This is a genomic window from Paenibacillus sp. V4I9 (assembly GCF_030817295.1).
Classification (GTDB): Bacteria; Bacillota; Bacilli; order Paenibacillales; family NBRC-103111; genus Paenibacillus_E.
Genome location: NZ_JAUSZE010000001.1, coordinates 7,034,730 through 7,060,972, shown reverse-complemented (window position 1 = coordinate 7,060,972; position 26,243 = coordinate 7,034,730). Strand labels below are relative to the sequence as shown.

At 45.4% G+C, this 26,243-nt stretch carries 19 protein-coding genes, 2 tRNA genes, 4 rRNA genes and 2 pseudogenes; 26 read left to right on the top strand and 1 reads right to left on the bottom strand.

The genetic code is table 11. From position 1 onward, the window contains the following. Window positions 1–29: 29 nt before the first annotated feature. The 19 genes and pseudogenes from dnaX to pssA all read left to right on the top strand — a co-directional run bounded on the left by dnaX (window position 30) and on the right by pssA (window position 18,826). Entirely contained in the window at window positions 30–1,781 is a 1,752-nt protein-coding gene (gene dnaX, locus QFZ81_RS32555) for a DNA polymerase III subunit gamma/tau (RefSeq protein ID WP_307605966.1), read from the top strand. 20 nt (window positions 1,782–1,801) lie between these two features. After that, entirely contained in the window at window positions 1,802–2,113 is a 312-nt protein-coding gene (locus QFZ81_RS32550; protein WP_307437747.1) for a YbaB/EbfC family nucleoid-associated protein, read from the top strand. 43 nt (window positions 2,114–2,156) lie between these two features. Continuing rightward, window positions 2,157–2,753, top strand: coding sequence for a recombination mediator RecR (gene recR / locus QFZ81_RS32545; protein WP_057304457.1), 597 nt, complete (start codon window positions 2,157–2,159; stop codon window positions 2,751–2,753). Window positions 2,754–2,885: 132 nt separating this feature from the next. Continuing rightward, window positions 2,886–3,173 carry a DUF2508 family protein gene (locus QFZ81_RS32540; RefSeq protein ID WP_307437749.1) on the top strand — a complete coding sequence of 96 codons (288 nt, stop codon included), beginning with the start codon at window positions 2,886–2,888 and terminating at the stop codon, window positions 3,171–3,173. A 48-nt stretch (window positions 3,174–3,221) separates the two neighbouring features. Beyond that, window positions 3,222–3,443 (top strand): pro-sigmaK processing inhibitor BofA family protein, encoded by a 222-nt coding sequence (locus tag QFZ81_RS32535; RefSeq protein WP_171693254.1) that lies wholly within the window; start codon window positions 3,222–3,224, stop codon window positions 3,441–3,443. A gap of 302 nt (window positions 3,444–3,745) precedes the next feature. Next, window positions 3,746–5,287, top strand: a 16S ribosomal RNA gene (locus QFZ81_RS32530). A gap of 127 nt (window positions 5,288–5,414) precedes the next feature. Continuing rightward, window positions 5,415–5,531: ribosomal RNA gene (gene rrf / locus QFZ81_RS32525) — 5S ribosomal RNA — on the top strand. Window positions 5,532–5,622: 91 nt separating this feature from the next. Continuing rightward, window positions 5,623–5,699, top strand: a tRNA-Ile gene (locus QFZ81_RS32520). Between the two features lie 19 nt (window positions 5,700–5,718). After that, window positions 5,719–5,794 (top strand) — tRNA-Ala (locus QFZ81_RS32515). A 260-nt stretch (window positions 5,795–6,054) separates the two neighbouring features. Further along, a 23S ribosomal RNA gene (locus QFZ81_RS32510) occupies window positions 6,055–8,971 on the top strand. Window positions 8,972–9,104: 133 nt separating this feature from the next. Next, window positions 9,105–9,221, top strand: a 5S ribosomal RNA gene (rrf, locus tag QFZ81_RS32505). The 16S, 23S and 5S rRNA genes sit together here with 2 tRNA genes alongside, the layout of an rRNA operon. A 229-nt stretch (window positions 9,222–9,450) precedes the next feature. Beyond that, window positions 9,451–9,912, top strand: coding sequence for a CtsR family transcriptional regulator (locus QFZ81_RS32500; RefSeq protein WP_029196492.1), 462 nt, complete (start codon window positions 9,451–9,453; stop codon window positions 9,910–9,912). 13 nt (window positions 9,913–9,925) lie between these two features. Further along, complete coding sequence (gene mcsA / locus QFZ81_RS32495; protein WP_029196491.1) at window positions 9,926–10,438, top strand: protein-arginine kinase activator protein McsA; 513 nt, start codon at window positions 9,926–9,928, stop codon at window positions 10,436–10,438. A 65-nt stretch (window positions 10,439–10,503) separates the two neighbouring features. Then, entirely contained in the window at window positions 10,504–11,523 is a 1,020-nt protein-coding gene (gene mcsB / locus QFZ81_RS32490; RefSeq protein WP_373463798.1) for a protein-arginine kinase McsB, read from the top strand. A gap of 60 nt (window positions 11,524–11,583) precedes the next feature. After that, a complete protein-coding gene (gene clpC, locus QFZ81_RS32485; protein WP_307605962.1) occupies window positions 11,584–14,025 on the top strand; it encodes an ATP-dependent protease ATP-binding subunit ClpC in 2,442 nt (813 codons plus the stop codon). A 558-nt stretch (window positions 14,026–14,583) separates the two neighbouring features. Next, window positions 14,584–16,014 carry a DNA repair protein RadA gene (gene radA / locus QFZ81_RS32480; RefSeq protein ID WP_307437763.1) on the top strand — a complete coding sequence of 477 codons (1,431 nt, stop codon included), beginning with the start codon at window positions 14,584–14,586 and terminating at the stop codon, window positions 16,012–16,014. 453 nt (window positions 16,015–16,467) lie between these two features. Next, window positions 16,468–16,836, top strand: a pseudogene (locus QFZ81_RS32475) (magnesium chelatase domain-containing protein); the annotation flags it as partial. Window positions 16,837–16,876: 40 nt separating this feature from the next. Continuing rightward, entirely contained in the window at window positions 16,877–17,956 is a 1,080-nt protein-coding gene (gene disA / locus QFZ81_RS32470; protein WP_082562248.1) for a DNA integrity scanning diadenylate cyclase DisA, read from the top strand. Window positions 17,957–18,076: 120 nt separating this feature from the next. After that, window positions 18,077–18,826 (top strand): CDP-diacylglycerol--serine O-phosphatidyltransferase, encoded by a 750-nt coding sequence (gene pssA, locus QFZ81_RS32465; RefSeq protein WP_171642864.1) that lies wholly within the window; start codon window positions 18,077–18,079, stop codon window positions 18,824–18,826. A gap of 75 nt (window positions 18,827–18,901) precedes the next feature. Here the strand turns inward: pssA and QFZ81_RS32460 are convergent, their stop codons facing one another. Next, the gene (locus QFZ81_RS32460) at window positions 18,902–19,297 is read right to left on the bottom strand and encodes a hypothetical protein (protein WP_047683251.1); all 396 of its coding nucleotides are present in this window, start codon (window positions 19,295–19,297) and stop codon (window positions 18,902–18,904) included. Window positions 19,298–19,489: 192 nt separating this feature from the next. Here QFZ81_RS32460 and QFZ81_RS32455 point away from each other — a divergent pair, with 192 nt between their 5' ends. From QFZ81_RS32455 to QFZ81_RS32425, 7 genes and pseudogenes are all read left to right on the top strand, one after another. Then, entirely contained in the window at window positions 19,490–20,521 is a 1,032-nt protein-coding gene (locus QFZ81_RS32455; protein ID WP_307607094.1) for a PIN/TRAM domain-containing protein, read from the top strand. 184 nt (window positions 20,522–20,705) lie between these two features. After that, a complete protein-coding gene (ispD, locus tag QFZ81_RS32450) occupies window positions 20,706–21,410 on the top strand; it encodes a 2-C-methyl-D-erythritol 4-phosphate cytidylyltransferase (protein ID WP_307605959.1) in 705 nt (234 codons plus the stop codon). Beyond that, window positions 21,407–21,892: a 2-C-methyl-D-erythritol 2,4-cyclodiphosphate synthase gene (gene ispF, locus QFZ81_RS32445; RefSeq protein ID WP_307437774.1), complete on the top strand. Its 486-nt coding sequence runs from the start codon at window positions 21,407–21,409 to the stop codon at window positions 21,890–21,892. The genes ispD and ispF overlap by 4 nt, the downstream gene beginning before the upstream one ends. A 31-nt stretch (window positions 21,893–21,923) precedes the next feature. Continuing rightward, window positions 21,924–23,378, top strand: a complete 1,455-nt coding sequence (gene gltX / locus QFZ81_RS32440) for a glutamate--tRNA ligase (protein WP_307605957.1) — start codon at window positions 21,924–21,926, stop codon at window positions 23,376–23,378. A 346-nt stretch (window positions 23,379–23,724) separates the two neighbouring features. Beyond that, a complete protein-coding gene (gene cysE / locus QFZ81_RS32435; protein ID WP_246321031.1) occupies window positions 23,725–24,396 on the top strand; it encodes a serine O-acetyltransferase in 672 nt (223 codons plus the stop codon). Continuing rightward, window positions 24,377–25,778 (top strand): annotated as a pseudogene (gene cysS / locus QFZ81_RS32430) (cysteine--tRNA ligase). The gene cysE and the pseudogene cysS overlap by 20 nt, the downstream one beginning before the upstream one ends. Continuing rightward, a complete protein-coding gene (locus tag QFZ81_RS32425; RefSeq protein WP_307605956.1) occupies window positions 25,775–26,206 on the top strand; it encodes a Mini-ribonuclease 3 in 432 nt (143 codons plus the stop codon). The pseudogene cysS and the gene QFZ81_RS32425 overlap by 4 nt, the downstream one beginning before the upstream one ends. Window positions 26,207–26,243 lie beyond the last annotated feature (37 nt).

The window sequence follows — 26,243 nt, the reverse complement described above, 5'->3', positions numbered from 1 at the left end:
CCATGCAGGGATTATTGGAGAGGAACACTATGGCACATATTGCTCTGTACCGAACGTGGAGGTCTCAGACGTTTCGTGAAGTTGTCGGTCAGAAACATATCACGCAGACGCTGCAGAATTCTTTGCGAGAAAATCGCCTTACTCATGCTTATTTGTTCAACGGACCTCGAGGAACAGGTAAGACCAGTACGGCCAAAATATTAGCTAAGGCAATCAACTGCTTAAATGGTCCGGCGGAAGAGCCATGCAACGCTTGTTCAGCATGTGAACGAATCACTGAAGGTGCTGTCATGGACGTTGTCGAAATCGATGCTGCCTCCAATCGCGGTGTAGAAGAAATTCGGGATATTCGTGATAAAGTGAAGTATGCCCCTACAGAAGTAAGGCAGAAGGTTTACATCATCGATGAAGTGCACATGCTCACGACCGAAGCTTTTAATGCCCTTTTGAAGACGCTTGAGGAGCCTCCGTCGCATGTCATGTTTATTTTGGCAACAACGGAACCGCATAAGATACCTGCAACGATTATTTCCCGCTGTCAACGCTTTGACTTTCGGAGAGTTTCGATGGAAGATCAGGTTCAGCGGCTGCAATATATTTGTGATCAGGAGCAGATCTCGGTTAGCGAAGAAGCTCTCCATTATATAGCGAGACTATCGGATGGCGGGATGCGGGATGCACTCAGCCTGCTGGATCAGGCAGCGTCCTTTGCGACGGGTGAAGTTCAACTATCAGACATTTTGTCCATTACCGGTGGTGTCGCTTCCGATCAATTCAAGAAGCTCGTTCTTTACATCAAAGAGAAGAATCTTGGAGCTGCGCTTGAGCTCGTCGATACTTTCATGCAGGAAGGCAAGAGCGCTGATAAATGTATTGAAAATTTGATTAATTACTTCCGTGATTTACTCATGGTTCGCATGGTGCCGAATTCACCTGTGATTACTGAACGTGTTTTTGATATGGGTGACCTACGGGAAGTAGCGAATCACTTCTCACCGAGTGAAATGATGGCTATGATTGAGACGTTGAATCATTACCAAAGCGAAATGAAATACTCTGTACAGCCTCAGACCCTGCTAGAAATATCGATTATGAAAATTAGCGGTGGTCACAGAGGAGCAGATAGCAGTTCGACTGTCAGTATCGCGGCGGAAGACGGAGGGCGTTTGCCTCAAGGTGATCTTTTTGCCCAAATGACCCAGAAGCTTCAACAACTTGAAGAACAGATAGCTTCACTGGTAAAATCGGGAGTAACGGGTGCAGCGGCCGATTCCAATGCGAGGCAAGCAGCCTCTGCCAAAGTGCCGGTGGCCTCAGCCCCTTCGAAGAAGTCAGGCATTAAGCTGGATGGTTACTTGAAAGCCGCGGAGGGTCCAGAAACCAAAGCTGCTCTCATGAAGTGGAGTCAAGTGTTAGGTGATGTTAAAGAAAAGAAGATTACCGTACATGCTTGGTTCGTTAATGGTGATCTGGTGTCTATGCTTGATGATGTCGTACTCGTGGCTTTCAAGAATGAGATGCATCGCAATACAACGGAAAAGCCAGAAAACAAGGTCATTATCGAGCAAGTGCTTACTTCGGTGCTTGGCAAGCCTATTCGTTTACTTACGATTATGCGTAAAGAATGGGACGACGCTAAGAATGATGCGGCTAGCAGCGCTCCAGAAGTAATGGAGCTAGTCGCTGATGGCGAAGGTAACGGAACTGCTGTCAAAGAAGAATGGATTTCGGAAGCGATCCAATTATTTGGCGAAGAGCTAGTGACAATTAAAGAAGACTAAATATGAAGGAGCTACCTACCATGAATAACATGAACCAAATGATGAAACAAGTGAAGAAAATGCAAGAGCAAATGATGAAAGCCCAAGAAGAACTAGGTACGAAAATGATCGAAGGTACAGCAGGCGGCGGTGTTGTTACCGTTATTATTAACGGACACAAAAAAGTTCAAAGCATCACAATTAAGCCTGAAGCTGTTGATCCGGATGATGTTGAAATGCTGCAGGATCTCGTACTTACGGCAGTAAATGATGCAATGTCCAAAGCAGAAGAAATTGCTAACAAAGATATGGGCAAATTCACAGGTGGTATGAATATCCCTGGATTGTTCTAAGATAACCGAGTGTAACGATTCTGAATGATGAAGGAGTCCTCCTTTGTATTACCCCGAACCGATAGCCAAGTTAATCGATGCTTTCTCCCGTCTGCCTGGGGTAGGTCCCAAAACGGCAGGCCGCCTGGCTTTTCACGTCCTACGCATGAAAGAAGAAGAAGTGATTGACTTCGCGAAGGCGCTCGTCAATGTGAAACGGAACCTTCACTATTGCTCTGTTTGTTGTAACATTACTGACGTTGATCCCTGCCGCATTTGTCAAGATAAGAGTAGGGACAGTTCCATCATTTGTGTCGTACAAGAGCCTAAGGATTTGGTCGCTTTGGAACGCACCAAAGAATTCGAAGGGTATTATCACGTGCTGCATGGTGCGATTTCCCCGATGGAGGGAATTGGACCGGATCAAATTCATATCGCTGAATTACTCAAACGTTTGGGTGATGAGACGGTGCAGGAATTGATTCTGGCCACCAATCCCAATATCGAGGGAGAAGCTACTGCCATGTACTTGTCCAGGTTAATTAAACCTTTCGGTCTACGGGTTACGCGTATCGCGCATGGGCTGCCAGTAGGCGGAGATTTGGAATATGCGGACGAAGTGACTTTGACCAAAGCCATGGAAGGACGCAGGGAATTATAAATAAGCTGCATCATAATCAGAGAGCTGCAAAGCTCTCTTTTTTGCTGCCCAAAAAATTCTTGATGTTCTAAAATCTCCTTTTCTCCCATATGGATAAATCAATCCGGTTATATGAGGAATGGAGGTTTGCTTGTGAGACCAGCTTTATTAGGAAAGTACGGGATGAAGAACCCAAAGACGAAAAACGTTCAAGAAGAACTGAAAAAGGACAAGCAGATGCTGATCCAAGAGATCCGTACGGCTCATGAGACTTGGGTGGCAGCTCAAGCACACTTTGAGTTTGCTTTGGACAAGGATCAGATTGATTATGCCATCTATGCGATGGAAGCCGCAGAAAAAAGATTTGAGATGCTCATCAAACAAGCCAAAAAGCTAGGTGTAAGTCTAATTGACAGTGACCGGTTAATGGAGGTGAAGTAAGTGGATCTTAAATATGTCATATGGGGGGTACTCATATTCTCATCTCTCATGCTAGTATTCCTGATATTTCGTAGTCGCGGCGGAGGAAGGGTATTATCTGCACTGGGGTTGAATGTTGTTGTTGCAGCATTTCTCTTATATACATTGAACTTATTGAGTACTTATACTCAATTTGAACTCCCTATAAATACAGTCACTCTGGGGACGGTTACTGTTCTAGGGATTCCTGGGGTCTTACTTCTTGTAGGTTTAAAACTGACTTTGCTCTAGATGGAAGATCATTCAAGTAAATCAGGTGTTGACTCGGCTGCAGCATCTGTGGTATCTTATAAAAGTTGCCGCTGAGACATGCGGGGATAAAGAAGTAACTTGAGAAAAACAAGTTGCAAAAGAAATGTTAGTGTGTTATATTGGTCTTCCGGCTTTCGAAAGAAAGTAGGACGAACTATACAATTGATCTTTGAAAACTGAACAACGAGTGAGTAAGCACGAATGAGAAATCGTTCAAAAAAGAGATTGCAAAATCTCGCTAGCAACGCAAATGAGCAATTAAGCTTTCAAATAGTTTTACTATTATGGAGAGTTTGATCCTGGCTCAGGACGAACGCTGGCGGCGTGCCTAATACATGCAAGTCGAGCGGATTTATCCTTCGGGATAAGTTAGCGGCGGACGGGTGAGTAACACGTAGGTAACCTGCCTATAAGACTGGGATAACTATCGGAAACGATAGCTAAGACCGGATAACTGGTTTTCTCGCATGAGAGAATTATGAAACACGGAGCAATCTGTGGCTTATAGATGGGCCTGCGGCGCATTAGCTAGTTGGTAGGGTAACGGCCTACCAAGGCGACGATGCGTAGCCGACCTGAGAGGGTGAACGGCCACACTGGGACTGAGACACGGCCCAGACTCCTACGGGAGGCAGCAGTAGGGAATCTTCCGCAATGGACGCAAGTCTGACGGAGCAACGCCGCGTGAGTGATGAAGGTTTTCGGATCGTAAAGCTCTGTTGCCCTAGACGAACAGCAAGGAGAGTAACTGCTCTTTGTGTGACGGTATAGGAGAAGAAAGCCCCGGCTAACTACGTGCCAGCAGCCGCGGTAATACGTAGGGGGCAAGCGTTGTCCGGAATTATTGGGCGTAAAGCGCGCGCAGGCGGTCAATGAAGTTGGGTGTTTAAGCCCGGGGCTCAACCCCGGTTCGCATCCAAAACTGGTTGACTTGAGTGTAGGAGAGGAAAGTGGAATTCCACGTGTAGCGGTGAAATGCGTAGAGATGTGGAGGAACACCAGTGGCGAAGGCGACTTTCTGGCCTATAACTGACGCTGAGGCGCGAAAGCGTGGGGAGCAAACAGGATTAGATACCCTGGTAGTCCACGCCGTAAACGATGCATACTAGGTGTCGGGGATTCGATTCCTCGGTGCCGAAGTTAACACAGTAAGTATGCCGCCTGGGGAGTACGCTCGCAAGAGTGAAACTCAAAGGAATTGACGGGGACCCGCACAAGCAGTGGAGTATGTGGTTTAATTCGAAGCAACGCGAAGAACCTTACCAGGTCTTGACATCCCTCTGAATACGGTAGAGATATCGTAGGCCTTCGGGACAGAGGAGACAGGTGGTGCATGGTTGTCGTCAGCTCGTGTCGTGAGATGTTGGGTTAAGTCCCGCAACGAGCGCAACCCTTGATCTTAGTTGCCAGCACTTCGGGTGGGCACTCTAAGATGACTGCCGGTGACAAACCGGAGGAAGGTGGGGATGACGTCAAATCATCATGCCCCTTATGACCTGGGCTACACACGTACTACAATGGTCGGTACAACGGGAAGCGAAGCCGCGAGGTGGAGCCAATCCTTATAAGCCGATCTCAGTTCGGATTGCAGGCTGCAACTCGCCTGCATGAAGTCGGAATTGCTAGTAATCGCGGATCAGCATGCCGCGGTGAATACGTTCCCGGGTCTTGTACACACCGCCCGTCACACCACGAGAGTTTACAACACCCGAAGTCGGTGGGGTAACCCGCAAGGGAGCCAGCCGCCGAAGGTGGGGTAGATGATTGGGGTGAAGTCGTAACAAGGTAGCCGTATCGGAAGGTGCGGCTGGATCACCTCCTTTCTATGGAGACTCGGTCTTGATAAGACCAGTCAAGTGTACGTAAGTACACAAATCGCTTACTCACTCGTGTTCAGTTTTGAAAGAGCAAGCCTCTTTCTGCAGGATGGTTAACACCATGTTGCACTCGTTTGGTGATGATGGCGGAGGGGACCCACGCGTTCCCATCTCGAACACGACCGTTAAGCCCTCCAGCGTCGATGGTACTTGAACCGCAGGGTTCTGGGAGAGTAGAACGTTGCCAAGCGAGCCCACGTCAAGCTTTCGAAGAAAGCTTTCTTCGAAAGCTCGTAGGTGGGTTTTTATTTTGGAAAGTTTCCCGAAAATGTATCATTTATGGGCCCTTAGCTCAGCTGGTTAGAGCGCACCCCTGATAAGGGTGAGGTCGGTGGTTCGAGTCCACTAGGGCCCACCATATAAGTTTATCCCATTATGGGGCCATAGCTCAGCTGGGAGAGCGCCTGCCTTGCAAGCAGGAGGTCAGCGGTTCGATCCCGCTTGGCTCCACCAATACCACATTTTAAGACAGAAATTTCCAAGAAATTTCGACTTGAAATGAAGTAATAAGATGTGATAAGATAACTTTCGCCGCTGAAATAGGGCAAAGAAAAGCGAATCACAGAGATATAAGTTGTTCCTTGAAAACTAGATAACGAAACAGTTGCAATTTACCTTTGCGAAGCTTAGGTCAATTGTCAACAAAACGTAAAGTAAGAACTTAGGTTGTGTGATTCTTTTGGATCATGCAAAAATCTTTAAAGTTTTTTCTAGGTTAAGCTAGAAAGAGCACACGGAGGATGCCTAGGCACTAGGAGCCGAAGAAGGACGTGGCGAACGACGAAATGCCTCGGGGAGCCGTAAGCAGGCTTTGATCCGGGGATGTCCGAATGGGGGAACCCAGCTGTGGTAATGCGCAGTTACTCTATTGTGAATACATAGCAATAGTAGAGGCATACCCAGGGAACTGAAACATCTAAGTACCTGGAGGAAAAGAAAACAAAAGTGATTCCGTCAGTAGCGGCGAGCGAAAGCGGAATAGCCCAAACCAAGGAGCTTGCTCCTTGGGGTTGTAGGACCTCGTTGTGGGGTTAGTTCGGTAGGCGAAGCGATCTGGAAAGGTCCGGCATAGAAGGTAAAAGCCCTGTAGCCAAAATCGAACGAAACCCCTAGAGGTATCCTGAGTACGGCGGGTCACGTGAAACCCCGTCGGAATCCGGCAGGACCATCTGCCAAGGCTAAATACTCCCTAGTGACCGATAGTGAAGCAGTACCGTGAGGGAAAGGTGAAAAGCACCGCGGAAGCGGAGTGAAAAAGAACCTGAAACCGTGTGCTTACAAAAAGTCAGAGCCCTCTATATGGGTGATGGCGTGCCTTTTGTAGAATGAACCGGCGAGTTACGTTCCCGTGCGAGGTTAAGCTGAAAAGGCGGAGCCGCAGCGAAAGCGAGTCTGAATAGGGCGCTTTAGTACGTGGACGTAGACCCGAAACCGTGTGATCTACCCCTGTCCAGGGTGAAGGTGAGGTAACACTCACTGGAGGCCCGAACCCACGCATGTTGAAAAATGCGGGGATGAGGTGGGGGTAGCGGAGAAATTCCAATCGAACTCGGAGATAGCTGGTTCTCCCCGAAATAGCTTTAGGGCTAGCCTCGGATGTTGAGTTGTGGAGGTAAAGCACTGATTGGGTGCGGGGCCCGCCAAGGGTTACCAAGTCCAGTCAAACTCTGAATGCCACAAACTTAAATCCGGGAGTCAGACAGTGAGTGCTAAGATCCATTGTCAAAAGGGAAACAGCCCAGACCATCAGCTAAGGTCCCCAAGTGTGTGTTAAGTGGGAAAGGATGTGGAGTTGCACAGACAACCAGGATGTTGGCTTAGAAGCAGCCACCATTGAAAGAGTGCGTAATAGCTCACTGGTCGAGTGACTCTGCGCCGAAAATGTAACGGGGCTAAACACGCCACCGAAGCTATGGCTTGCACGTATGTGCATGGGTAGGGGAGCGTTGTATGTACGTAGAATTCTGACCGTAAGGACAGGTGGAGCGCATACAAGTGAGAATGCCGGTATAAGTAACGAAAAGATCAGTGAGAATCTGATCCGCCGAAAACCTAAGGGTTCCTGAGGAAGGCTCGTCCGCTCAGGGTAAGTCGGGACCTAAGGCGAGGCCGAAAGGCGTAGTCGATGGACAACAGGTGGAAATTCCTGTACCACCGTAGCCGTTATGAGCAATGGAGTGACGCAGAAGGATAGTGACGCGAGCTGATGGATGCTCGTCCAAGCAGTGAGGCTGATGTGTAGGCAAATCCGCACATCGTTAAGGCTGGGCTGTGATGGGGAGGGAAACTTTAAGTACCGAAGGTCATGAGTTCACACTGCCAAGAAAAGCTTCTAGCCAGGCGAAGGTGCCCGTACCGCAAACCGACACAGGTGGGTGAGAAGAGAATTCTAAGGCGCGCGGAAGAACTCTCGTTAAGGAACTCGGCAAAATGACCCCGTAACTTCGGGAGAAGGGGTGCCTCGGTAGGGTGAATAGCCCGAGGGGGCCGCAGTGAAAAGGCCCAAGCGACTGTTTAGCAAAAACACAGGTCTGTGCGAAGCCGCAAGGCGAAGTATACGGGCTGACGCCTGCCCGGTGCTGGAAGGTTAAGAGGAGTGGTTAGGGGCAACCCGAAGCTATGAATTGAAGCCCCAGTAAACGGCGGCCGTAACTATAACGGTCCTAAGGTAGCGAAATTCCTTGTCAGGTAAATTCTGACCCGCACGAATGGCGTAACGACTTGGGCGCTGTCTCAACGAGAGATCCGGTGAAATTTTAATACCTGTGAAGATGCAGGTTACCCGCGACAAGACGGAAAGACCCCATGGAGCTTTACTGCAGCTTGATATTGGACTTTGGTACGATCTGTACAGGATAGGTGGGAGCCTTTGAAGCCTGAGCGCCAGCTTGGGTGGAGGCATCGTTGGGATACCACCCTGATCGTATCGGAGTTCTAACCTGGTACCGTGATCCGGTATGGGGACAGTGTCAGGTGGGCAGTTTGACTGGGGCGGTCGCCTCCTAAAATGTAACGGAGGCGTTTAAAGGTTCCCTCAGAATGGTTGGAAATCATTCGCAGAGTGCAAAGGCATAAGGGAGCTTGACTGCGAGACCTACAAGTCGAGCAGGGACGAAAGTCGGACTTAGTGATCCGGTGGTACCGAATGGAAGGGCCATCGCTCAACGGATAAAAGCTACCCTGGGGATAACAGGCTTATCTCCCCCAAGAGTCCACATCGACGGGGAGGTTTGGCACCTCGATGTCGGCTCATCGCATCCTGGGGCTGAAGTAGGTCCCAAGGGTTGGGCTGTTCGCCCATTAAAGCGGTACGCGAGCTGGGTTCAGAACGTCGTGAGACAGTTCGGTCCCTATCTGTCGCGGGCGTAGGAAATTTGAGAGGAGCTGTCCTTAGTACGAGAGGACCGGGATGGACGTACCGCTGGTGTACCAGTTGTCTCGCCAGAGGCATCGCTGGGTAGCTATGTACGGAGGGGATAAGCGCTGAAAGCATCTAAGCGCGAAGCCCCCCTCAAGATGAGATTTCCCAGTATGTAAGACCCCTTGTAGACGACGAGGTTGATAGGTTCGAGGTGGAAGTGCAGCAATGTATGCAGCTGACGAATACTAATCGGTCGAGGGCTTAACCAAAATGTACCCAAGAAAGTGAAGATAAGCTTTGTAGCTGATTCCCACTACTTTCTCGGGGTCCAGAAAACCTAAGAGCTCTACCTTTACGCAAGTTTCGTATCTAGTTTTCAAGGCGCAAACCACGCTTTGACTGTTTGGTGATGATGGCGGAGGGGACCCACGCGTTCCCATCTCGAACACGACCGTTAAGCCCTCCAGCGTCGATGGTACTTGAACCGCAGGGTTCTGGGAGAGTAGAACGTTGCCAAGCACAAGCTAAAGCCTTTTTGAGAGAAATCTCAAGAAGGCTTTTTTGTTTTTATTTCGAATAAAACTGTAGGTAAGGTCAACAATAGTAAGGTTCACTTTTGGATATCGGATCATTAAGGATTGCATTTTAAGAGCAGTACTTGTCAAAAAGAAAGGAAATGATTATAATCTAGTTAAGGTCAAAGAAAGTCAAAGTCAATTTACTTCTGGCAATCTGGGAGGACGAATTGATGCGCAACGTATCAGAGATTATTGAACAGTATTTAAAACATGTTCTGCAGCAAAGTTCCGAAGGAGCCATCGAGATTCAACGCAATGATCTGGCTGATCAGTTCCAATGTGTGCCTTCCCAAATCAATTACGTGATAAGTACAAGGTTTACCTTGGAAAAAGGGTACATTGTGGAAAGCAAGCGCGGCGGTGGTGGATACATTCGTATCCAAAAAATCGAGCTCAAGAGTCACGGGTCCATTTTAGACCACATTTTTCGCACGATTCATACACACATTGATCAAGTTACTTCAGAAGGACTCGTATACCAACTGCAGGAAGGCCACTATATTTCAACACGAGAAGCTAACCTGATTCGGGCCGCAATTTCGAGAGATGTGTTGACCTTCAAGCTCCCGCTGCGCGATGAAATTCGGGCCAAGATTCTTAAAGCAATGCTGATATCCTTGCTTAGCAGATGAGGAGGCATATGAAATGATTTGTCAGGAATGCGGGAAACGACCGGCGACTCTTCATTTTACAAAGATTGTGAATGGAGACAAGAACGAGTTCCACATTTGTGAGAATTGCGCTCGTGAGAAGGGTGAAATGATTCCCGGAACATCCAACGGATTTTCGATTCACAATCTGTTATCAGGATTACTTGATTTCGAACCGTCATCTCTATCCGCTGCAAAGTCTCAGGCAATCCGTTGTGAGAGCTGTGGACTTACGTATTCTCAGTTTAGTAAATTAGGACGTTTTGGTTGCGGATCATGCTATCAAAGCTTTTCAGAAAAGTTAGATCCTCTCTTTAAAAGAGTGCATGGAAATATCGTTCATGTTGGGAAAGTGCCCAAGCGAAGTGGTGGCATCATCCAATGTAAGCGGGAAATTGATACGCTCAAGAAGGATATGATGACCTGTATCGAACAAGAAGAGTTCGAACAGGCTGCAAAGATTCGTGATCAAATTCGTGAAATTGAGAAGAAAATTGCGGGTATGTGAGTTTGTAAGGAGGTGTGAATCCAGTGACATCACAGCGGTTTACAGCAGATGCATTAAGTGAATGGATGAAAGGCGAAGGGCCTGAATCGGATATCGTCATCAGTAGTCGGATCCGCATTGCTCGCAACCTTAGGGACTACCCTTATCCAATGCTAGCGACGAATCAACAATCACAAGAAGTACTGGATCAATTGTCCGGTGTGCTTGAAAATGATGAGTTAGAGACGATAAGCAATTTTTCGCTTATTCCGCTATCGGATCTGAATGAGCTTGAGCGAATGGTTTTGGTAGAAAAGCATTTAATTAGTCCTAATTTAGCTAACGAGTCCAGGAATGGCGCCGTTATTTTAAGCGAAAATGAATCCATTAGTATTATGATCAACGAAGAGGATCATCTTCGCATACAATGTTTATGTCCCGGTTTTCAGATTAAAGAAGTATGGGATTTGGCGAACCAAATCGATGATATCTTTGAAACACAGCTGGATTACGGATATGACGAAAAGAGGGGCTACTTAACAAGCTGCCCTACGAATGTCGGTACCGGAATCCGTGCTTCGGTGATGATGCATTTACCGGCGCTAGTGCTAAGCCAACAAATTAATCGGATTTTATCTGCTGTTACGCAAGTTGGGTTGACAGTTAGAGGATTATATGGGGAAGGCAGCGAAGCTTTGGGAAACCTGTTTCAAATATCGAATCAAATTACGCTTGGCCAATCCGAAGACGAGATTATTGATAATTTACACAGTGTAGCAAGGCAAATTATAGAGCATGAACGTGCTGCGAGACATAAGCTGATTCAAGAGTCCCGAATGCGGATAATAGATCGTGTGAACCGTTCATTAGGTATTCTGTCTTATGCGGGAATCATGGATTCGAAAGAAGCCGCGCAGCGTTTATCAGATGTGAGACTTGGCATTGACCTTGGAATTATCAACAACGTTTCATCCAATGTTCTGAATGAGCTGTTGGTGATGACGCAGCCCGGTTTTCTTCAGCAATATGCCGGTGAGAAATTAAGTGCCGAAGAGCGAGATATACGCAGGGCTGAGTTGATTCGCGAAAGATTTGGTAGGGTTTAAGAAAGATAAGATTCATCCTTTAGGATTTCCATAGATATACTAATTTTGGAGGTGTTCTCTATGATGTTTGGAAGATTTACGGAACGTGCGCAAAAGGTGCTCTCTCTTGCTCAAGAGGAAGCTGTTCGTTTAGGGCATAACAATATTGGTACGGAGCACATTTTACTTGGTCTTATTCGTGAAGGGGAAGGCATTGCCGCTAAAGCGCTCGTTGCATTGGGCTTAGGTCTTGAGAAAATTCAAGACGAAGTTGAGTCGCTGATTGGCAGAGGACAAGAACAGCCTACCAACATTGCGTATACACCGAGAGCGAAGAAGGTCATTGAACTTTCGATGGATGAAGCGAGAAAATTAGGTCACACATATGTGGGGACTGAACATATTTTACTCGGGCTTATTCGCGAAGGAGAAGGTGTTGCTGCAAGAGTCCTTAATAACTTAGGTGTCTCTTTGAATAAAGCACGTCAACAAGTCCTTCAATTGCTTGGAAGCAGCGAGACTGTGTCACCAAGTCATGGTAGTAATCCAAATGTAAACACGCCTACATTGGATGGTTTAGCGAGAGATTTGACGGCGTATGCCAAAGAGGGTCATTTGGATCCTGTGATTGGGCGCAGCAAAGAAATTGAGCGTGTCATTCAAGTGTTAAGCCGCAGAACGAAGAACAATCCGGTACTGATCGGCGAACCTGGCGTTGGTAAAACAGCGATTGCTGAAGGCCTTGCACAGAAAATTATTAACAATGAAATTCCGGAAACGTTGAAGGATAAAAGAGTTATGACGCTAGATATGGGCTCTGTTGTAGCAGGGACCAAGTATCGCGGTGAGTTCGAAGACCGTCTCAAAAAGATCATGGACGAAATTCGTCAAGCGGGCAATATCGTACTATTCATTGATGAGCTTCACACCTTGATTGGCGCTGGCGGAGCGGAAGGTGCAATTGATGCCTCCAACATCCTGAAACCGGCACTTGCTAGAGGCGAGCTGCAGTGTATTGGTGCTACAACGTTGGATGAATATCGTAAGTATATTGAAAAAGATGCCGCTTTAGAGCGTCGTTTCCAACCTATAACAGTAGATCAACCATCTCCTGAGGAAGCTATTCAAATCCTTTACGGATTGCGTGATCGCTATGAAGCTCATCATCGTGTAAAAATTACGGATGCTGCGATTCAAGAAGCTGTAAAGCTTTCCGATCGTTACATTACGGACCGTTTCTTACCGGATAAAGCGATCGATTTGATCGATGAGGCCAGCTCCAAAGTAAGGCTCCGTTCTTACACAACACCGCCTTCATTGAAACAACTTGAGAGCAAGCTGGATAACATCCGTAAGGAGAAAGATTCAGCGGTTCAAAGTCAAGAATTCGAGAAAGCGGCTGGACTTCGTGATACGGAGCAAAAGCTTCGCGAAGAGCTGGATACAACGAAGAATGAATGGAAAGAAAAGCAAGGTCGCTTGGACACAGAAGTAACGCCAGATGATATCGCGCAAATTGTGGCGAGCTGGACAGGAATTCCGGTAAGTAAACTTGCTGAAGAAGAAACAGAGCGTCTGCTCAAAATGGAGGATATTCTTCATGAGCGTGTCATTGGCCAAGAAGAAGCTGTTAAAGCGGTAAGTCGTGCTATTCGCCGCGCTAGAGCAGGTCTGAAAGATCCGAAGCGTCCAATGGGCTCCTTCATATTCCTTGGACCAACGGGTGTTGGTAAAACCGAATTAGCACGCGCATTAGCAGAATCTCTATTCGGTGATGATAACGCGGTAGTCCGTATTGATATGTCGGAATACATGGAGAAGCACTCGACTTCAAGATTAGTAGGAGCGCCTCCGGGTTACGTTGGATACGAAGAGGGCGGTCAACTCACTGAGAAAGTACGCCGTAAGCCATATTCAGTCGTACTGCTCGATGAGATCGAGAAAGCACATCCAGAAGTGTTCAACATTCTACTGCAAGTGCTGGAAGATGGTCGCTTAACAGATTCCAAAGGACGTACGGTTGATTTCCGCAACACATTGATTATTATGACATCCAATGTTGGTGCGGATATGATTAAGAAAAATTCCTCGCTTGGCTTTACGGCTGCTGTCGATGCAGGTAGAGATTATACCAATATGAAGGATAAAGTAATGGGCGAGCTCAAGAAAAGCTTCCGTCCTGAGTTTCTTAACCGTATCGATGAAATTATCGTGTTCCACTCCTTGGATGAAGCACATATTGCGCAAATTGTCAGCCTAATGGCAGATGATCTACGCAAACGTCTGAAAGAGCAAGAGGTTGATTTCTTGCTAACAGACAAAGCGAAGGCGTTTCTTGCCAAAGAAGGATTTGATCCGACTTACGGAGCGAGACCGCTGCGTAGAGCGATTCAAAAGCATATTGAGGATCGCTTATCGGAGGAACTGCTCAGAGGCAATATTGCCAAAGGCGACTCCTTGACCATTGATGAGAAAGATGGCGAACTTGTTGTCCTGAAGGGCGAAGGCGTAGCCGTAAAATAATAAAGCAAAGAAGCATTTTGCTTCATCCTACCTAGGGTGCAGCAAAATGCTTTTTATTTATCACAGCGCCCATCAAATGAGCTATTCGACATTATTACATAAATATTTTGAATCTGATAGAGACTAAATGGAAAATATCTTTTACAGAACTTGCTCGTTTTTCCAAAGAAGAGCTGTCTATCGACGGCATTGAATATCATAATTTTGGAAGAGATAAAGAAGTAAAGATTAAAGTAAATAAGTATTATAAGAAGCTGATCAAGAAAGACATAGAATATGTAGCAGATAATAGCTCATTTGCTACTTTGAACGTAATAAAGTTTGTTGAAATAAATAATGTATCTCAAACGGTATTAACCATGTTGATAAATATGTAAGAAATGCATAAAAAAATGTATGATAGAAATAAACAATTATTTAAGGAAAATAAAGCATTCAAATTGATTCTTGAAATAAAGCAAGAAGAGCAAAGCAAATTGACGATTCCAGTGGAAAAAAATTAAGTTATTGGAGTAGTTTGTAAAACTATTTAATTAATTGGGGAAGTGAATCTTAACTATGAAAAAGAAAACCATATATAAATGTACCAGTTGTGGTCAAGAGCATCCAAAATGGCAAGGTTCGTGCAGTAGTTGTCGTGAGTGGAATACCCTTGAAGAAGATGATGTTATAAACGCTCCTAGTGGTGGTCAGAAGGGCATAAATAAAAAGAAGAATGTTATCATAAACCGTCTTACAGATACCGTATCCCAAAACAGTGATAGGATTGTTACCAAGTACAATGAATTTAATCGTGTAATGGGTGGAGGAATCGTTAAAGATTCTGTTACGATTATTACGGCTGTTCCAGGTGCTGGAAAATCCACACTCTTATTGCAAATATCAGATGATGTGGCAAAGCAAGGATTGAAAGTGCTGTATGCTTCAGGTGAAGAAAGTGATAGTCAGATAAAGAGAAGAGCAGAGCGAGTCTTGCAAGATATTCATAAAAACGTTTGGGTTTATTCTGATAATAGTTTGAATAATGTCTTAGGTTGTATTGACCAAGTAGACCCTGACCTCATTATTATTGATAGTATTCAAACTTTTGTATTAGAAGAATATCCGCAAAGACCTGGTTCACCCACGCAGACGATGGAATGCGCGAATACTCTCTTAAAGGTCGCAAAAGATGCACAAAGACCAAGAGCCATTATAATGGTTGGGCAGATGACCAAAGATAACGAATTAGCTGGATTAAGAGCATTAGAACACTTGGTAGATGCTGTTCTTGTTCTCGAGGGGGAGGAAGGCGAGGAGCTAAAACAGCTATTTTCGACTAAAAATCGCTACGCCAGCACAGGAGAGCTTGGATTTTTCACAATGGGTGAGCAAGGATTGACACCTATTGATAATCCCTCAGAGTTCTTTATGACACAAAGAGACGAGAATGATGTAGTTAGTGGAAGTGCATTAACAGTCGTTAAAGAAGGCACAAGACCCATCATTTTGGAAATAGAAAGTTTGGTATCAACCACGTTCATGCCATACCCAAGCCGGATTGCTGAATGTTTAAAAAAGGACCATGTGAATACACTTATCAGCATCATGGAGCAAAGAGCCAATATCCCTCTTCATGATAAGAACGTGGTTGTTAAAACGACAGGCGGTATTCGTTTAAAAGAACAATCATCAAATTTAGCCGCGATAATGAGCATTGTATCTTCCTGCAAGAATCAAGGTATCCCAAATGATACTGTATTTATCGCAGATATTGGATTAACGGGTGAATTAAAAAAAGTACCTACGTTAGAACTAAGAATTAGAGAACTTGAAAGAATGGGTTTCAAACGTGTCTATGTTGCGCTCAATGGATTGAAAAGCACAACTACGTTTTCTACAATAAAGGTAATCCCATGTAAAACATTGAGCCAAGTCATCCACTCTGTATTTGGCACTGCTTCTAAAGGCAAAGAGGAGAAAGCACCTTGGGATGAGGAAGATAATTAGACAACAGCCAATTTGAACCATTAGATTGAATGATAAAATTTCAAACTTAGTTATAAACTAAACTGGTTATTGTAAGAAAATTAGAACTGTTCTTTCATTATTTACAACTTCTTTTAAAGGAATGAATTTTCCGTTATACTTAGTTGTAAGGATTTAGCAACTGGACTCCATCCAGTAGTACAGTTCGGATTAAGGGTGTTAGGTTGGATCAAAGCAGCATGAATTTCGAATGTGAAATGTATTATATATGTAGAGGGATTGCTTTAAGAAGAAGAAGATTATAGACGGGACTCATTGGATATGCTTCAAATGGTTTATTCAAATGTTATGAGCATTGGTTGGGATGCTGTCTAATCCAATCGTCTATTATATCGTGTAAAAGAATTTTATTGAGAATTGGGCGTGCAGTCAAGAATCGATTTGGTTCGACGAATGAAATCGGCATTTTTGAACTCCATGATTATAGCCGTTTTGGAGAAGCGCATGGGTATGTTCTTACAAAATCAAGATGCTTACCTGAATGTGGCCGGTGGAGTAAAGCTTGATGAACCGGCAGTCGATCTAGCGATTGCCATTAGTATTGCATCCAGTTTTAAGGATCAGCCGACCAGGCCCTATGATGTGGTGTTCGGTGAGATTGGGTTGACAGGAGAAGTCCGCGGTGTATCCCGGATTGATCAACGTGTGAAGGAAGCGGAAAAGCTTGGATTCCTTAGAGTAATTATGCCGGAGAAAAGTTTGAAGGGATGGACTCATCCGTCCGGTATGGAGATTATCGGAGTGAACACGGTAGCAGAGGCATTGAAAGCGGCACTGGGTTAACTCGTGATCATTCAACCTGCAAGCCTTCAGGAGGAAAATGATGAGCAAAGAAGAGATAAAGCGAGACGTCATGAGCCAACTGCTGCAAATGGTAGCACCTGGTACACCGTTCCGTGATGGGTTAGAGAATGTCCTACGTGCCAAAACGGGTGGACTTATTGTAGTTGGTTATAGTACAGAAGTAACGGAAATCGTGGATGGCGGTTTCTCTATAGATTGTGATTTTTCCCCCAATTATTTATATGAGCTTGCCAAAATGGATGGCGCGATTATCCTCAGTGAGGACATCAAACGCATCCTATATGCGAACACACAATTAATCCCAGATTCCTCTATCTCATCATCGGAGACGGGAATTAGGCATAGGACAGCCGAACGTGTTGCGAAGCAAACAAACAAATTGGTTGTTTCGATTTCACAGCGGCGCAATGTCATAACTCTTTATCAAGGTAATTTGCGTTATGCGCTGAAAGATATTGGTGTTATCCTGACTAAAGCGAATCAAGCGATCCAGACATTGGAGCGTTACAAAGTCGTACTGGATCAGTCTTTGACCAATCTAAGCGCATCCGAGTTTGAGGAATTGGTTACCCTGCACGATGTTACCAATGTCATTGCTCGGTTTGAAATGGTGCTGCGCATTAAGGCCGAGATTAATCGATACATCAATGAGCTAGGTAATGAAGGCCGCCTCATAAGCATGCAGCTTGAAGAACTTGTTGGGAATGCGGAACTTGAAGCGCGTTTGATCGTAAAAGATTATGTACGTGATTTATCGGAAGACCGCGTCAAAGAAATGCAAGCAGGCTTAAAGCGTTTATCCTCGGATGAACTGCTTGAGCCGCACCAAATCATCCGATTGCTTGGATATCCGCATACGAATTCTATTGCCGAAGAACCGGTTTCTCCTCGAGGGTTCCGAATTTTAGGGAAAATTCCGCGGCTACCGTCTATCATTATTGCCAATCTGGTCGAAAAGTTTGGTTATCTGCCTCACATGATGATGGCGACAATTGAAGAATTGGATGAAGTTGACGGAATCGGAGAGGTGAGAGCACGCGCCATTAAGGAAGGTCTCAAAAGAATTCAGGAACAAGTGTTCATTGACAGACATATTTAAACTAGATACAATCATAAAGTATCATTGTTGAGGTTTTGTTAAGTCAAGGCAGTTTAATGCAGTCGAGGTTTTATTAAGTCGAGATTAGGGTATAGTAAATCCAGAGGTGGACAAAAACATATGTTAACGAAATCAATTCCCAGTCTTTTTACAGTAGGGAACTTATTCCTAGGTGTACTGTCAATTATTCTCGCTTTCAGTGGTGAACACGGAATTGCAGCAGTACTCGTCATTGTCGCTATGTTGCTTGATGGACTTGACGGACGTGTTGCCAGAGCTTTGAACGCGCAGAGTGAGTTCGGTAAAGAGTTAGATTCGCTTTCCGATGTCATTTCATTCGGTGTAGCACCAGCCTTTATCATGTATGTGGTTGCATTTAATGATCCGAGTGTGATTAGTCCGGCATTTGCTTGGATTGTTACAGCGATCTTCCCGATTTGTGGAGCTCTTCGTTTAGCTCGTTTCAATGTCGTTGCAGGTACGCCTGGTTATTTCATCGGTTTGCCGATTCCAGCAGCAGGCGGTGTACTTTGTACACTAGCGTTATTCGTGAACGAAATTAACGTGTATGTCTTGTTGGTGAGTACAATTCTATTGTCTTACTTGATGGTAAGTACAGTAAAGTACCCGAACTTCAAGAAAGCCGGTATTCCGAAAGCAGCGATCTGGATTACGCCAATTATCGTTGCTGTGGCAATTTTGATTGCTATCAAATGGCCGGAATCGATTTCTAAAATGATTTTCGTACCTCTGTTAGCGTACGCGCTATATGGCCTAAAAAAAAACGTTGATGGATTCTTCATCCGTCTCCGGAGAAAGAACAAAAGACGTGGCATGGACGACACGAATTCAGTGAAATCGGACGTTTAACACATGTTTCGAAAATAAAAAGCATTTATTTTCTTCTGATGATTCAGAGAGAAAATAAATGCTTTTTTTTCGTCTTCATGACATGTTGAATAGTCCCAGTGTTGTGCATTTCTTCGATTCGTTCTCAACGACTTGCTCCAAATTAACGTCTAGGATGTTACTAAGTGCGGACATATAGAAGAGATTTCTACCTAGTTCAGTACTTACGACCTCAATGCATTGTTCACATAAGTGACCAGATACATGAGTGCCAAGTACATCCTTGGCCTCATCCAAAGTCATCTCAGGATGATACTCTTGCTTGGCTGCATGAACCTGAATACATCCACATTCCGTAATAGATTTGACCACGGAACGATTAGTAGCTGCGCCAGACTGTTGAAACTTGGATAAGACGTCAAGCAGACTTCGGTGACGGAGTAACAATTCGGATACTTGATCCTGAAACTGCTTTAAAGTCAAGGAGCTCATTCCATCCACCTCGGGTGTGTTGGTAACTTCCAATTTCATTATAAAGGAAGCCCTCTAATATTTCAATTTTCCATGTAAAGAAGTGATTAACGTTGGAGAAATTGGAACATAATTGTAATAAGGCTTAAAACAAGTTTGATTTAGGGGGTGAATCTGTGATGAGGAAATTGGGTACAAATCATTTTGGCCATCATGGGTGGTAGTTTAGGTTATAGTTGGAGTGATTCGATCCTTCGAAAGACAGCGTTAATGGGTGATGCGGGACAAGTTATCTGGATTAATAGTTTATGCGCAGTAGGTATGTTCTTCCTTTCGTCATGGGTTGCTAGTCAGGGAATGAAGCTGCTTATGAGAGGCGAAAGGAATGTAGCGGATATCCCGGTATCCGATTTGCTCTCGGGTACATTAGGGTTAGTCATTGGACTGCTTATCTCGGTATTGGTGTTCCCTGTATTAGAGCAGGCGAAGTGGGCTAGTCCCTTTTTACCGTTCATTGTCTCTGCTGTACTAGCTGTAATGGGGTTCCGTATCGGTTACAGCAAGCGGGAAGAACTGGTTCAGATCATTGCAAAGAGCCGATCCACAGGCCCGGAGAAGCAGACGCACCGTCCTTATGAGGAGCATAAGATTCTCGACACTAGTGTCATTATTGATGGCAGGATCGCTGATATTTGCAAAACAGGCTTTATTGAGGGAACCCTCGTTATTCCGGAATTTGTCTTGGAAGAGCTGCAGCACATTGCCGATTCATCGGATTTACTCAAGCGGAATCGCGGTCGACGCGGTCTGGACATTTTGAACAAAATCCAAAAGGAACTTGAAGTGAAGGTGCTCATTTACGAAGGAGATTTCGAAGAAATATCTGAAGTAGATAGCAAGCTAGTCCGGCTCGCAAAAGTACTGCAGGGCAAAGTGATTACGAATGATTTCAATCTAAACAAAGTATGTGAACTGCAAGGTGTTTCGGTGCTCAATATCAACGACCTCGCGAATGCAGTGAAGCCTGTTGTCCTGCCTGGTGAAGAAATCATAGTTCAAGTCATTAAGGATGGCAAGGAGCATGGACAAGGTGTAGCTTATCTGGACGATGGTACGATGATCGTGGTGGAAGGCGGGCGCGAATTCATCGGGATGACATTAGAAGTGATGGTCACAAGTGTTCTGCAGACATCGGCGGGACGTATGATTTTCGCGAAACCGAAACTATTGGAAAAAGCACAGTAAAACCAGTATGATAAGGAGATGTAACATAGCTCTTACTAGTTGATGGGAAAGTATAGGTTTTATACTGTTGCTTTGCATCTACTTTGACAAACCGCTCGTCCAAAAAGGACGACGGAGTCGTTTATCCTTGGGCCTATGCTTACGAAGAAAGCTTTCTTTCAGAAAGCACTTAGTTGGAGGTCATATGGGGAAGCTAGGAGTTATCATCGTGGCAGCGGGCAAGGGCTCGCGAATGGGAACGGCTGAAAGTAAACAATACTTACAACTGGGACACAAGCCAATTCTGGTACATACCTTGCAATTATTTCAAAACATACATGAAGTGGATGAAATCATTCTCGTTGTTGGGGGAACTGATGTAGATCGCTGTAGAGGCTACATACAGGACTACGCTCTTTCTAAGGTCACTCATGTGCTAGCAGGAGGCGCCGAACGTCAAGATTCCGTTAGACGGGGTCTGGACTCCTTACAGAGGGATACAACGTGGGTACTGGTTCATGACGGTGTTAGGCCTTTTGTGAAAAAAGAACATGTGTTCGATTGCCTGTTGAAAGCGCAAGAACAGGATGCAGCAGTGCTGGCCGTTCCTGTTAAGGATACGATCAAAATCGTAGATACCGAGAAACGAATTCAATCTACACCCGATAGACGAAGCTTGTGGGCGATCCAAACGCCGCAAGCTTTTCGGTTTTCTCTTCTACAGGAAGCGCATGAACGGGCTCTTCAGGATAATTTCATGGGGACGGACGATGCGATGTTAGTGGAACGAATAGGAACGACGGTACATGTGGTCGAAGGGGACTATTATAATATTAAGATTACGACACCGGAAGATTTGCCATGGGCAGAATGGATACTACACAACGTAAGGGGAGAGGGACAGCTATGATTCGCGTAGGACAAGGATTTGATGTTCATCAGTTGGTGGAAGGCCGCAAGTGCATTATTGGAGGCGTGACAATTCCTTATGAAAAAGGGCTGCTCGGTCACTCTGATGCCGATGTGCTGCTGCACGCCATTAGCGATGCAATTTTAGGCGCACTGGGCTTAGGCGATATCGGAAAGCATTTCCCGGATACGGCTGCAGAGTTCAAGGATGCGGATAGTCTAGAACTGCTGAAGCAAGTTTGGCAGCTGGCTAAGGACAAAGGTTATCTACTTGGGAATACGGATTCTACGATCATAGCACAGAAGCCCAAAATGGCGCCGTACATCCCGCAGATGGTAGAAATTATTGCAGCTGCGCTTGATGCTAAGCCAGATCAAGTCAACGTGAAGGCTACGACGACGGAACAGCTTGGTTTCACGGGTCGAGGCGAAGGAATTGCTGCGCAATCGGTTGTTTGTTTAATTCGAGATGTGCTAGAATAGCAGATAATATTGGGGAGAAGAGGGTACACACATGAATCAGCCTTTACGTGTGCGTTATGCACCTAGTCCGACTGGACATTTACATATTGGCGGTGCCCGTACAGCACTGTTTGATTATTTATTGGCGCGTCGCCATGGCGGTGCGTTCGTTGTTCGTTTTGAAGATACGGATCAAACGCGTCACAAAGAGTCCGGAATTGAAGATCAATTGAACGGTCTTAGATGGCTTGGTTTGGAGTGGGACGAGAGCGTGGATATCGGAGGTCCATACGGTCCTTATCGCCAGATGGAGCGACTGGATATTTATCAGACGTATCTCGATCAATTGGTTCAGAGCGGCCATGCGTACCATTGCTATTGCTCTGAAGCAGATTTGGAGCAAGAGCGGGCAGAGCAAGAAGCACGCGGAGAAATGGGCGGTTATTCAGGTAAATGCCGTAACTTAACACCTGAGCAGATTGCTGCTTATCAAGCTGAAGGACGTAAGGCTTCCATTCGTTTCCGTGTTCCAGAAGACCGGATTATCGGCTTCGAGGACAAGGTGCGCGAGCATGTTGAATTTGAATCCAATGGCATTGGCGATTTCATCATTGCACGTACCGATGGCATTCCAACTTATAATTTTGCTGTCATTGTGGACGATCATTTGATGAAAATCAATCTGGTTATTCGCGGTGAGGAGCATCTGTCCAATACACCAAGACAAATCCTCATGTACGAAGCACTGGGACTTCCTGTGCCTGAATTTGCTCATTTGGCGCTTATCTTGAATCCTGATCGTAAAAAAATGAGTAAACGGGATGAATCCATCATTCAGTTTATCGAGCAGTACAAAGAGCTAGGCTATCTGCCTGAAGCTGTTGTTAACTTCATTGCCCTGCTCGGTTGGTCTCCTGGCGGCGAAGAAGAAATGTTCACGAAGGAAGAACTTATTGCCCAGTTTGACCTGGATCGCGTATCCAAAAGTCCGGCTGTGTTTGATATGGATAAATTGAATTGGATGAACAATGCTTATTTGAAAAAGGCCCCTCTTTCCCGAGTGGTTGAGCTTAGTGTGCCGCATCTGCAAAAAGCTGGATACATCCAAGGTGATTTGGATGCTGCAGCTCAAGAGTGGGTAACGGCTCTGGTAGGCCTCAATCAAGAGAGAATGCGTTTCGCAGCAGAGATTGTCGAACTATCGAGCATTTTCTTCAAAGAAGAGCTGATTATCGATGAGGAAGCTTCGGCTGTGTTGAAAGAGGAGCATGTGCCTGTTGTGCTAGCTAGCTTCCTTACGCAAGTCGAGCAAGCGGAATCTTTCACTGTAGAAGCCATCCCTGCTTTGCTGAAACAAGTGCAGAAGGATACGGGCTTCAAAGGGAAACAACTGTTCATGTCGATTCGTTCTGCGTTAACGGGACAAGTACACGGACCGGACTTAAATGTGTCCCTATACTTACTTGGTAAAGAAAAAGTCGCCTCACGTCTAAGGAACTTATTGTAAAGCGGGTTTCTTTTCGCTATACTTAGTTCAATATCGAATGCAATGATCAGGAGAGTACGTTTAACTAGGGATTTATCAGAGAGGATAATCGAAGCCGCAAGGCTTTGGCTGTGAGTTATCCAATTCCTGTAATCGGAAATGCACCTGGGAGCTGCCGCGCCGAATACTCGTAAGAGTAGGGTAGGCGCAGCCGGAATACCCACGTTACGGGAACCTAAGTTGGGAGACTTCCGAGTCACCAAGCAGAGTGGAACCGCGATAACTACGCCTCTGCAGCCATATGGCTGCAGGGGCTTTTTTGCTTGATAAGAATCCTTGTATGATTTTCTACGGAGAAGGTGAGAACATGTGGGCAACGATCAAATCTGATATATCCGCCGTATTCGATAACGACCCGGCTGCACGCAGCTGGTTTGAGGTTGTTTTTACGTATTCTGGGCTTCATGCGATTTGGTCTCATCGAATCGGCCATTGGTTTTACAAGCGGGGGATGTATACAATCGCTCGTATTGTATCGCAGTGGAGCCGGTTCATGACAGGTATTGAGATTCATCCGGGTGCAACGATAGGGAAAAGGCTGTTTATTGATCACGGCATGGGTGTTGTTATCGGTGAAACCTGTGAGATTGGCGACGATGTCATCCTATACCAAGGCGTAACCTTAGGGGGGACGGGTAAAGAAAAAGGTAAGAGACATCCAACTATTGGCAATAATGTAGTTATTGGCTCTGGTGCCAAAATTCTCGGTTCTTTCCTTGTAGGCGAAAATTCACGTATTGGTTCTAATGCGGTAGTCATTCAGGAAGTTCCTTCAAATAGCACCGTCGTCACGATCCCTGCTAAACTTGTGAAGCGGGACGGGGTTCGTGTGAATCGTTTGGACCATGGGAACTTACCTGATCCCATTGTTGATATATTTCAGGAATTACAGAATCAGATTAATGATTTAAAACAACAACTTGAACAAGAACGCCTTAAGAATGGAGAAACGAGAGAACATGACACTCAGAGTGTATAATACGCTAACGCGGAAAAAAGAAGAATTCGTTCCAATTGAACCAGGCAAAGTGAAGATGTACGTTTGCGGGGCCTACTGTGTATAACTATATTCATATTGGTAACGGCAGACCGGTTATTTTCTTTGATGTTGTACGTCGCTATTTGGAATCTCAGAAGTATGAAGTAACCTATATTACGAACTTTACCGATGTGGATGATAAAATGATTCGTAAAGCCGAGGAGTTGGCTGTTACCGTTCCAGAGCTTGCAGAAACATTCATTCAAGCCTTTTTGGATGACGTCAAAACCCTTGGCGTTCACGATGCTACCTTGAATCCGCGTGTGACAGAGAACATCCAGGAAATTATCGATTTCATTGCTGCTCTCGTTGAGAAAGATTTCGCGTACGAAGCCCGCGGTGACGTTTATTACCGAACAAGCAAATTTGCTGAGTATGGTAAGTTATCCAATCAAAATCTGGAAGAGCTCCAATACGGTATCCGTATTGAAGTAGACGATCGCAAAGAGAGTCCTCAGGATTTTGTTCTGTGGAAAGCGGCCAAACCGGGAGAAATTTTTTGGGATAGTCCATGGGGCCAAGGCCGTCCAGGCTGGCATATCGAATGCTCCGCCATGGTACGCAAATATTTGGGTGAAACGATTGATATACACGGTGGCGGACAAGATTTGACCTTCCCGCATCATGAGTGTGAAATCGCTCAGACGGAAGCTGTAACAGGTCATCCAATGGCTAACTATTGGATGCACAATGCATTCCTTAACATTGACAATGAGAAGATGTCCAAGTCACTTGGCAACGGGATTCTTATTCGTGATCTAGTTAAACAAATCAAGCCGCAAGTTTTCCGTTTTTTCATGTTGTCCGCGCACTATCGCAATCCGCTGAATTTCAGCGATGAGAGCTTGAAACAAGCCTCTAATGCGTTAGAGCGTATCCAGAATGCTTATGACAACTTGAAGCACCGACTTACTACTGCTTCTGCGACTAGCGAAATAGAATCAGCATTAACGGATCGCTTGGCTGCGATTGCGAGCCAGTTTGATGATAAGATGAATGACGATTTCAATACTCCGGATGCTATTACAGCGGTATTCGACCTTGTTGCTGAAGCGAACCTGTACCTGCAGCAGGAGCGGGTAAATGCTGCCGCGCTGCAGCTTTTCTTGGATCAGCTGCAAGCATTCGATCAAACCTTAGGGATTCTTTCGCAGCAAACGGATGAGCTGTTAGATGAAGAGATTGAGCAGTTGATTATCGAACGGACTGAATCGCGTAAGTCGAAGAACTGGACCCGCGCGGATGAAATTCGTGATCTGCTCACAGAGAAAGGGATATTCCTTGAGGATACACCACAGGGAATACGCTGGCGCCGTAAATGAGCGAGTCCATCCATGATGCTGCGAACCTTTTTATTTTTCCGCCTTCTAAAAGTCCTCATTTACTAAATCCGCTTGTATTGGCTTATATAGGGGATGCTGTATATGAAGTGTACATCAGACAATATGTCATTTCTGGAGCTAACCATCGGCCGAACCATTTGCACAAAGCATCGACAGGATATGTCTCAGCCAAAGCACAATCCAAATTGTTGGAGGCTTTGATGCCTATGCTATCGGAAGAAGAAGTAGACATGGTGAAGCGGGGACGCAATGCCAAATCAGGAACTACAGCCAAAAACGCGGAAGTGCTGGAATACCGGCACAGCACCGCGTTTGAGTGCTTAATCGGATATTTGTACTATAAACAATCTTTTGAGAGATTAAAGGAAATATTAGACTTTGCGATTTCTTTCAAGCAGAACAAGTAGCTTAATCTAAAGGTGATCGTATTGTTCAAGCAAAACT

What these genes read in the sequence shown, in the direction of transcription:
- dnaX (WP_307605966.1), top strand. Translation starts at nt 30, where the DNA reads ATGGCACATATTGCTCTGTACCGAACGTGGAGGTCTCAGACGTTTCGT.
- QFZ81_RS32550 (WP_307437747.1), top strand. Translation starts at nt 1,802, where the DNA reads ATGAATAACATGAACCAAATGATGAAACAAGTGAAGAAAATGCAAGAG.
- QFZ81_RS32535 (WP_171693254.1), top strand. Translation starts at nt 3,222, where the DNA reads ATGCTAGTATTCCTGATATTTCGTAGTCGCGGCGGAGGAAGGGTATTA.
- QFZ81_RS32500 (WP_029196492.1), top strand. Translation starts at nt 9,451, where the DNA reads ATGCGCAACGTATCAGAGATTATTGAACAGTATTTAAAACATGTTCTG.
- mcsA (WP_029196491.1), top strand. Translation starts at nt 9,926, where the DNA reads ATGATTTGTCAGGAATGCGGGAAACGACCGGCGACTCTTCATTTTACA.
- mcsB (WP_373463798.1), top strand. Translation starts at nt 10,504, where the DNA reads ATGAAAGGCGAAGGGCCTGAATCGGATATCGTCATCAGTAGTCGGATC.
- clpC (WP_307605962.1), top strand. Translation starts at nt 11,584, where the DNA reads ATGATGTTTGGAAGATTTACGGAACGTGCGCAAAAGGTGCTCTCTCTT.
- radA (WP_307437763.1), top strand. Translation starts at nt 14,584, where the DNA reads ATGAAAAAGAAAACCATATATAAATGTACCAGTTGTGGTCAAGAGCAT.
- disA (WP_082562248.1), top strand. Translation starts at nt 16,877, where the DNA reads ATGAGCAAAGAAGAGATAAAGCGAGACGTCATGAGCCAACTGCTGCAA.
- pssA (WP_171642864.1), top strand. Translation starts at nt 18,077, where the DNA reads ATGTTAACGAAATCAATTCCCAGTCTTTTTACAGTAGGGAACTTATTC.
- QFZ81_RS32460 (WP_047683251.1), bottom strand. Translation starts at nt 19,297, where the DNA reads ATGAGCTCCTTGACTTTAAAGCAGTTTCAGGATCAAGTATCCGAATTG.
- QFZ81_RS32455 (WP_307607094.1), top strand. Translation starts at nt 19,490, where the DNA reads ATGGGTGGTAGTTTAGGTTATAGTTGGAGTGATTCGATCCTTCGAAAG.
- ispD (WP_307605959.1), top strand. Translation starts at nt 20,706, where the DNA reads ATGGGGAAGCTAGGAGTTATCATCGTGGCAGCGGGCAAGGGCTCGCGA.
- ispF (WP_307437774.1), top strand. Translation starts at nt 21,407, where the DNA reads ATGATTCGCGTAGGACAAGGATTTGATGTTCATCAGTTGGTGGAAGGC.
- gltX (WP_307605957.1), top strand. Translation starts at nt 21,924, where the DNA reads ATGAATCAGCCTTTACGTGTGCGTTATGCACCTAGTCCGACTGGACAT.
- cysE (WP_246321031.1), top strand. Translation starts at nt 23,725, where the DNA reads ATGTGGGCAACGATCAAATCTGATATATCCGCCGTATTCGATAACGAC.
- QFZ81_RS32425 (WP_307605956.1), top strand. Translation starts at nt 25,775, where the DNA reads ATGAGCGAGTCCATCCATGATGCTGCGAACCTTTTTATTTTTCCGCCT.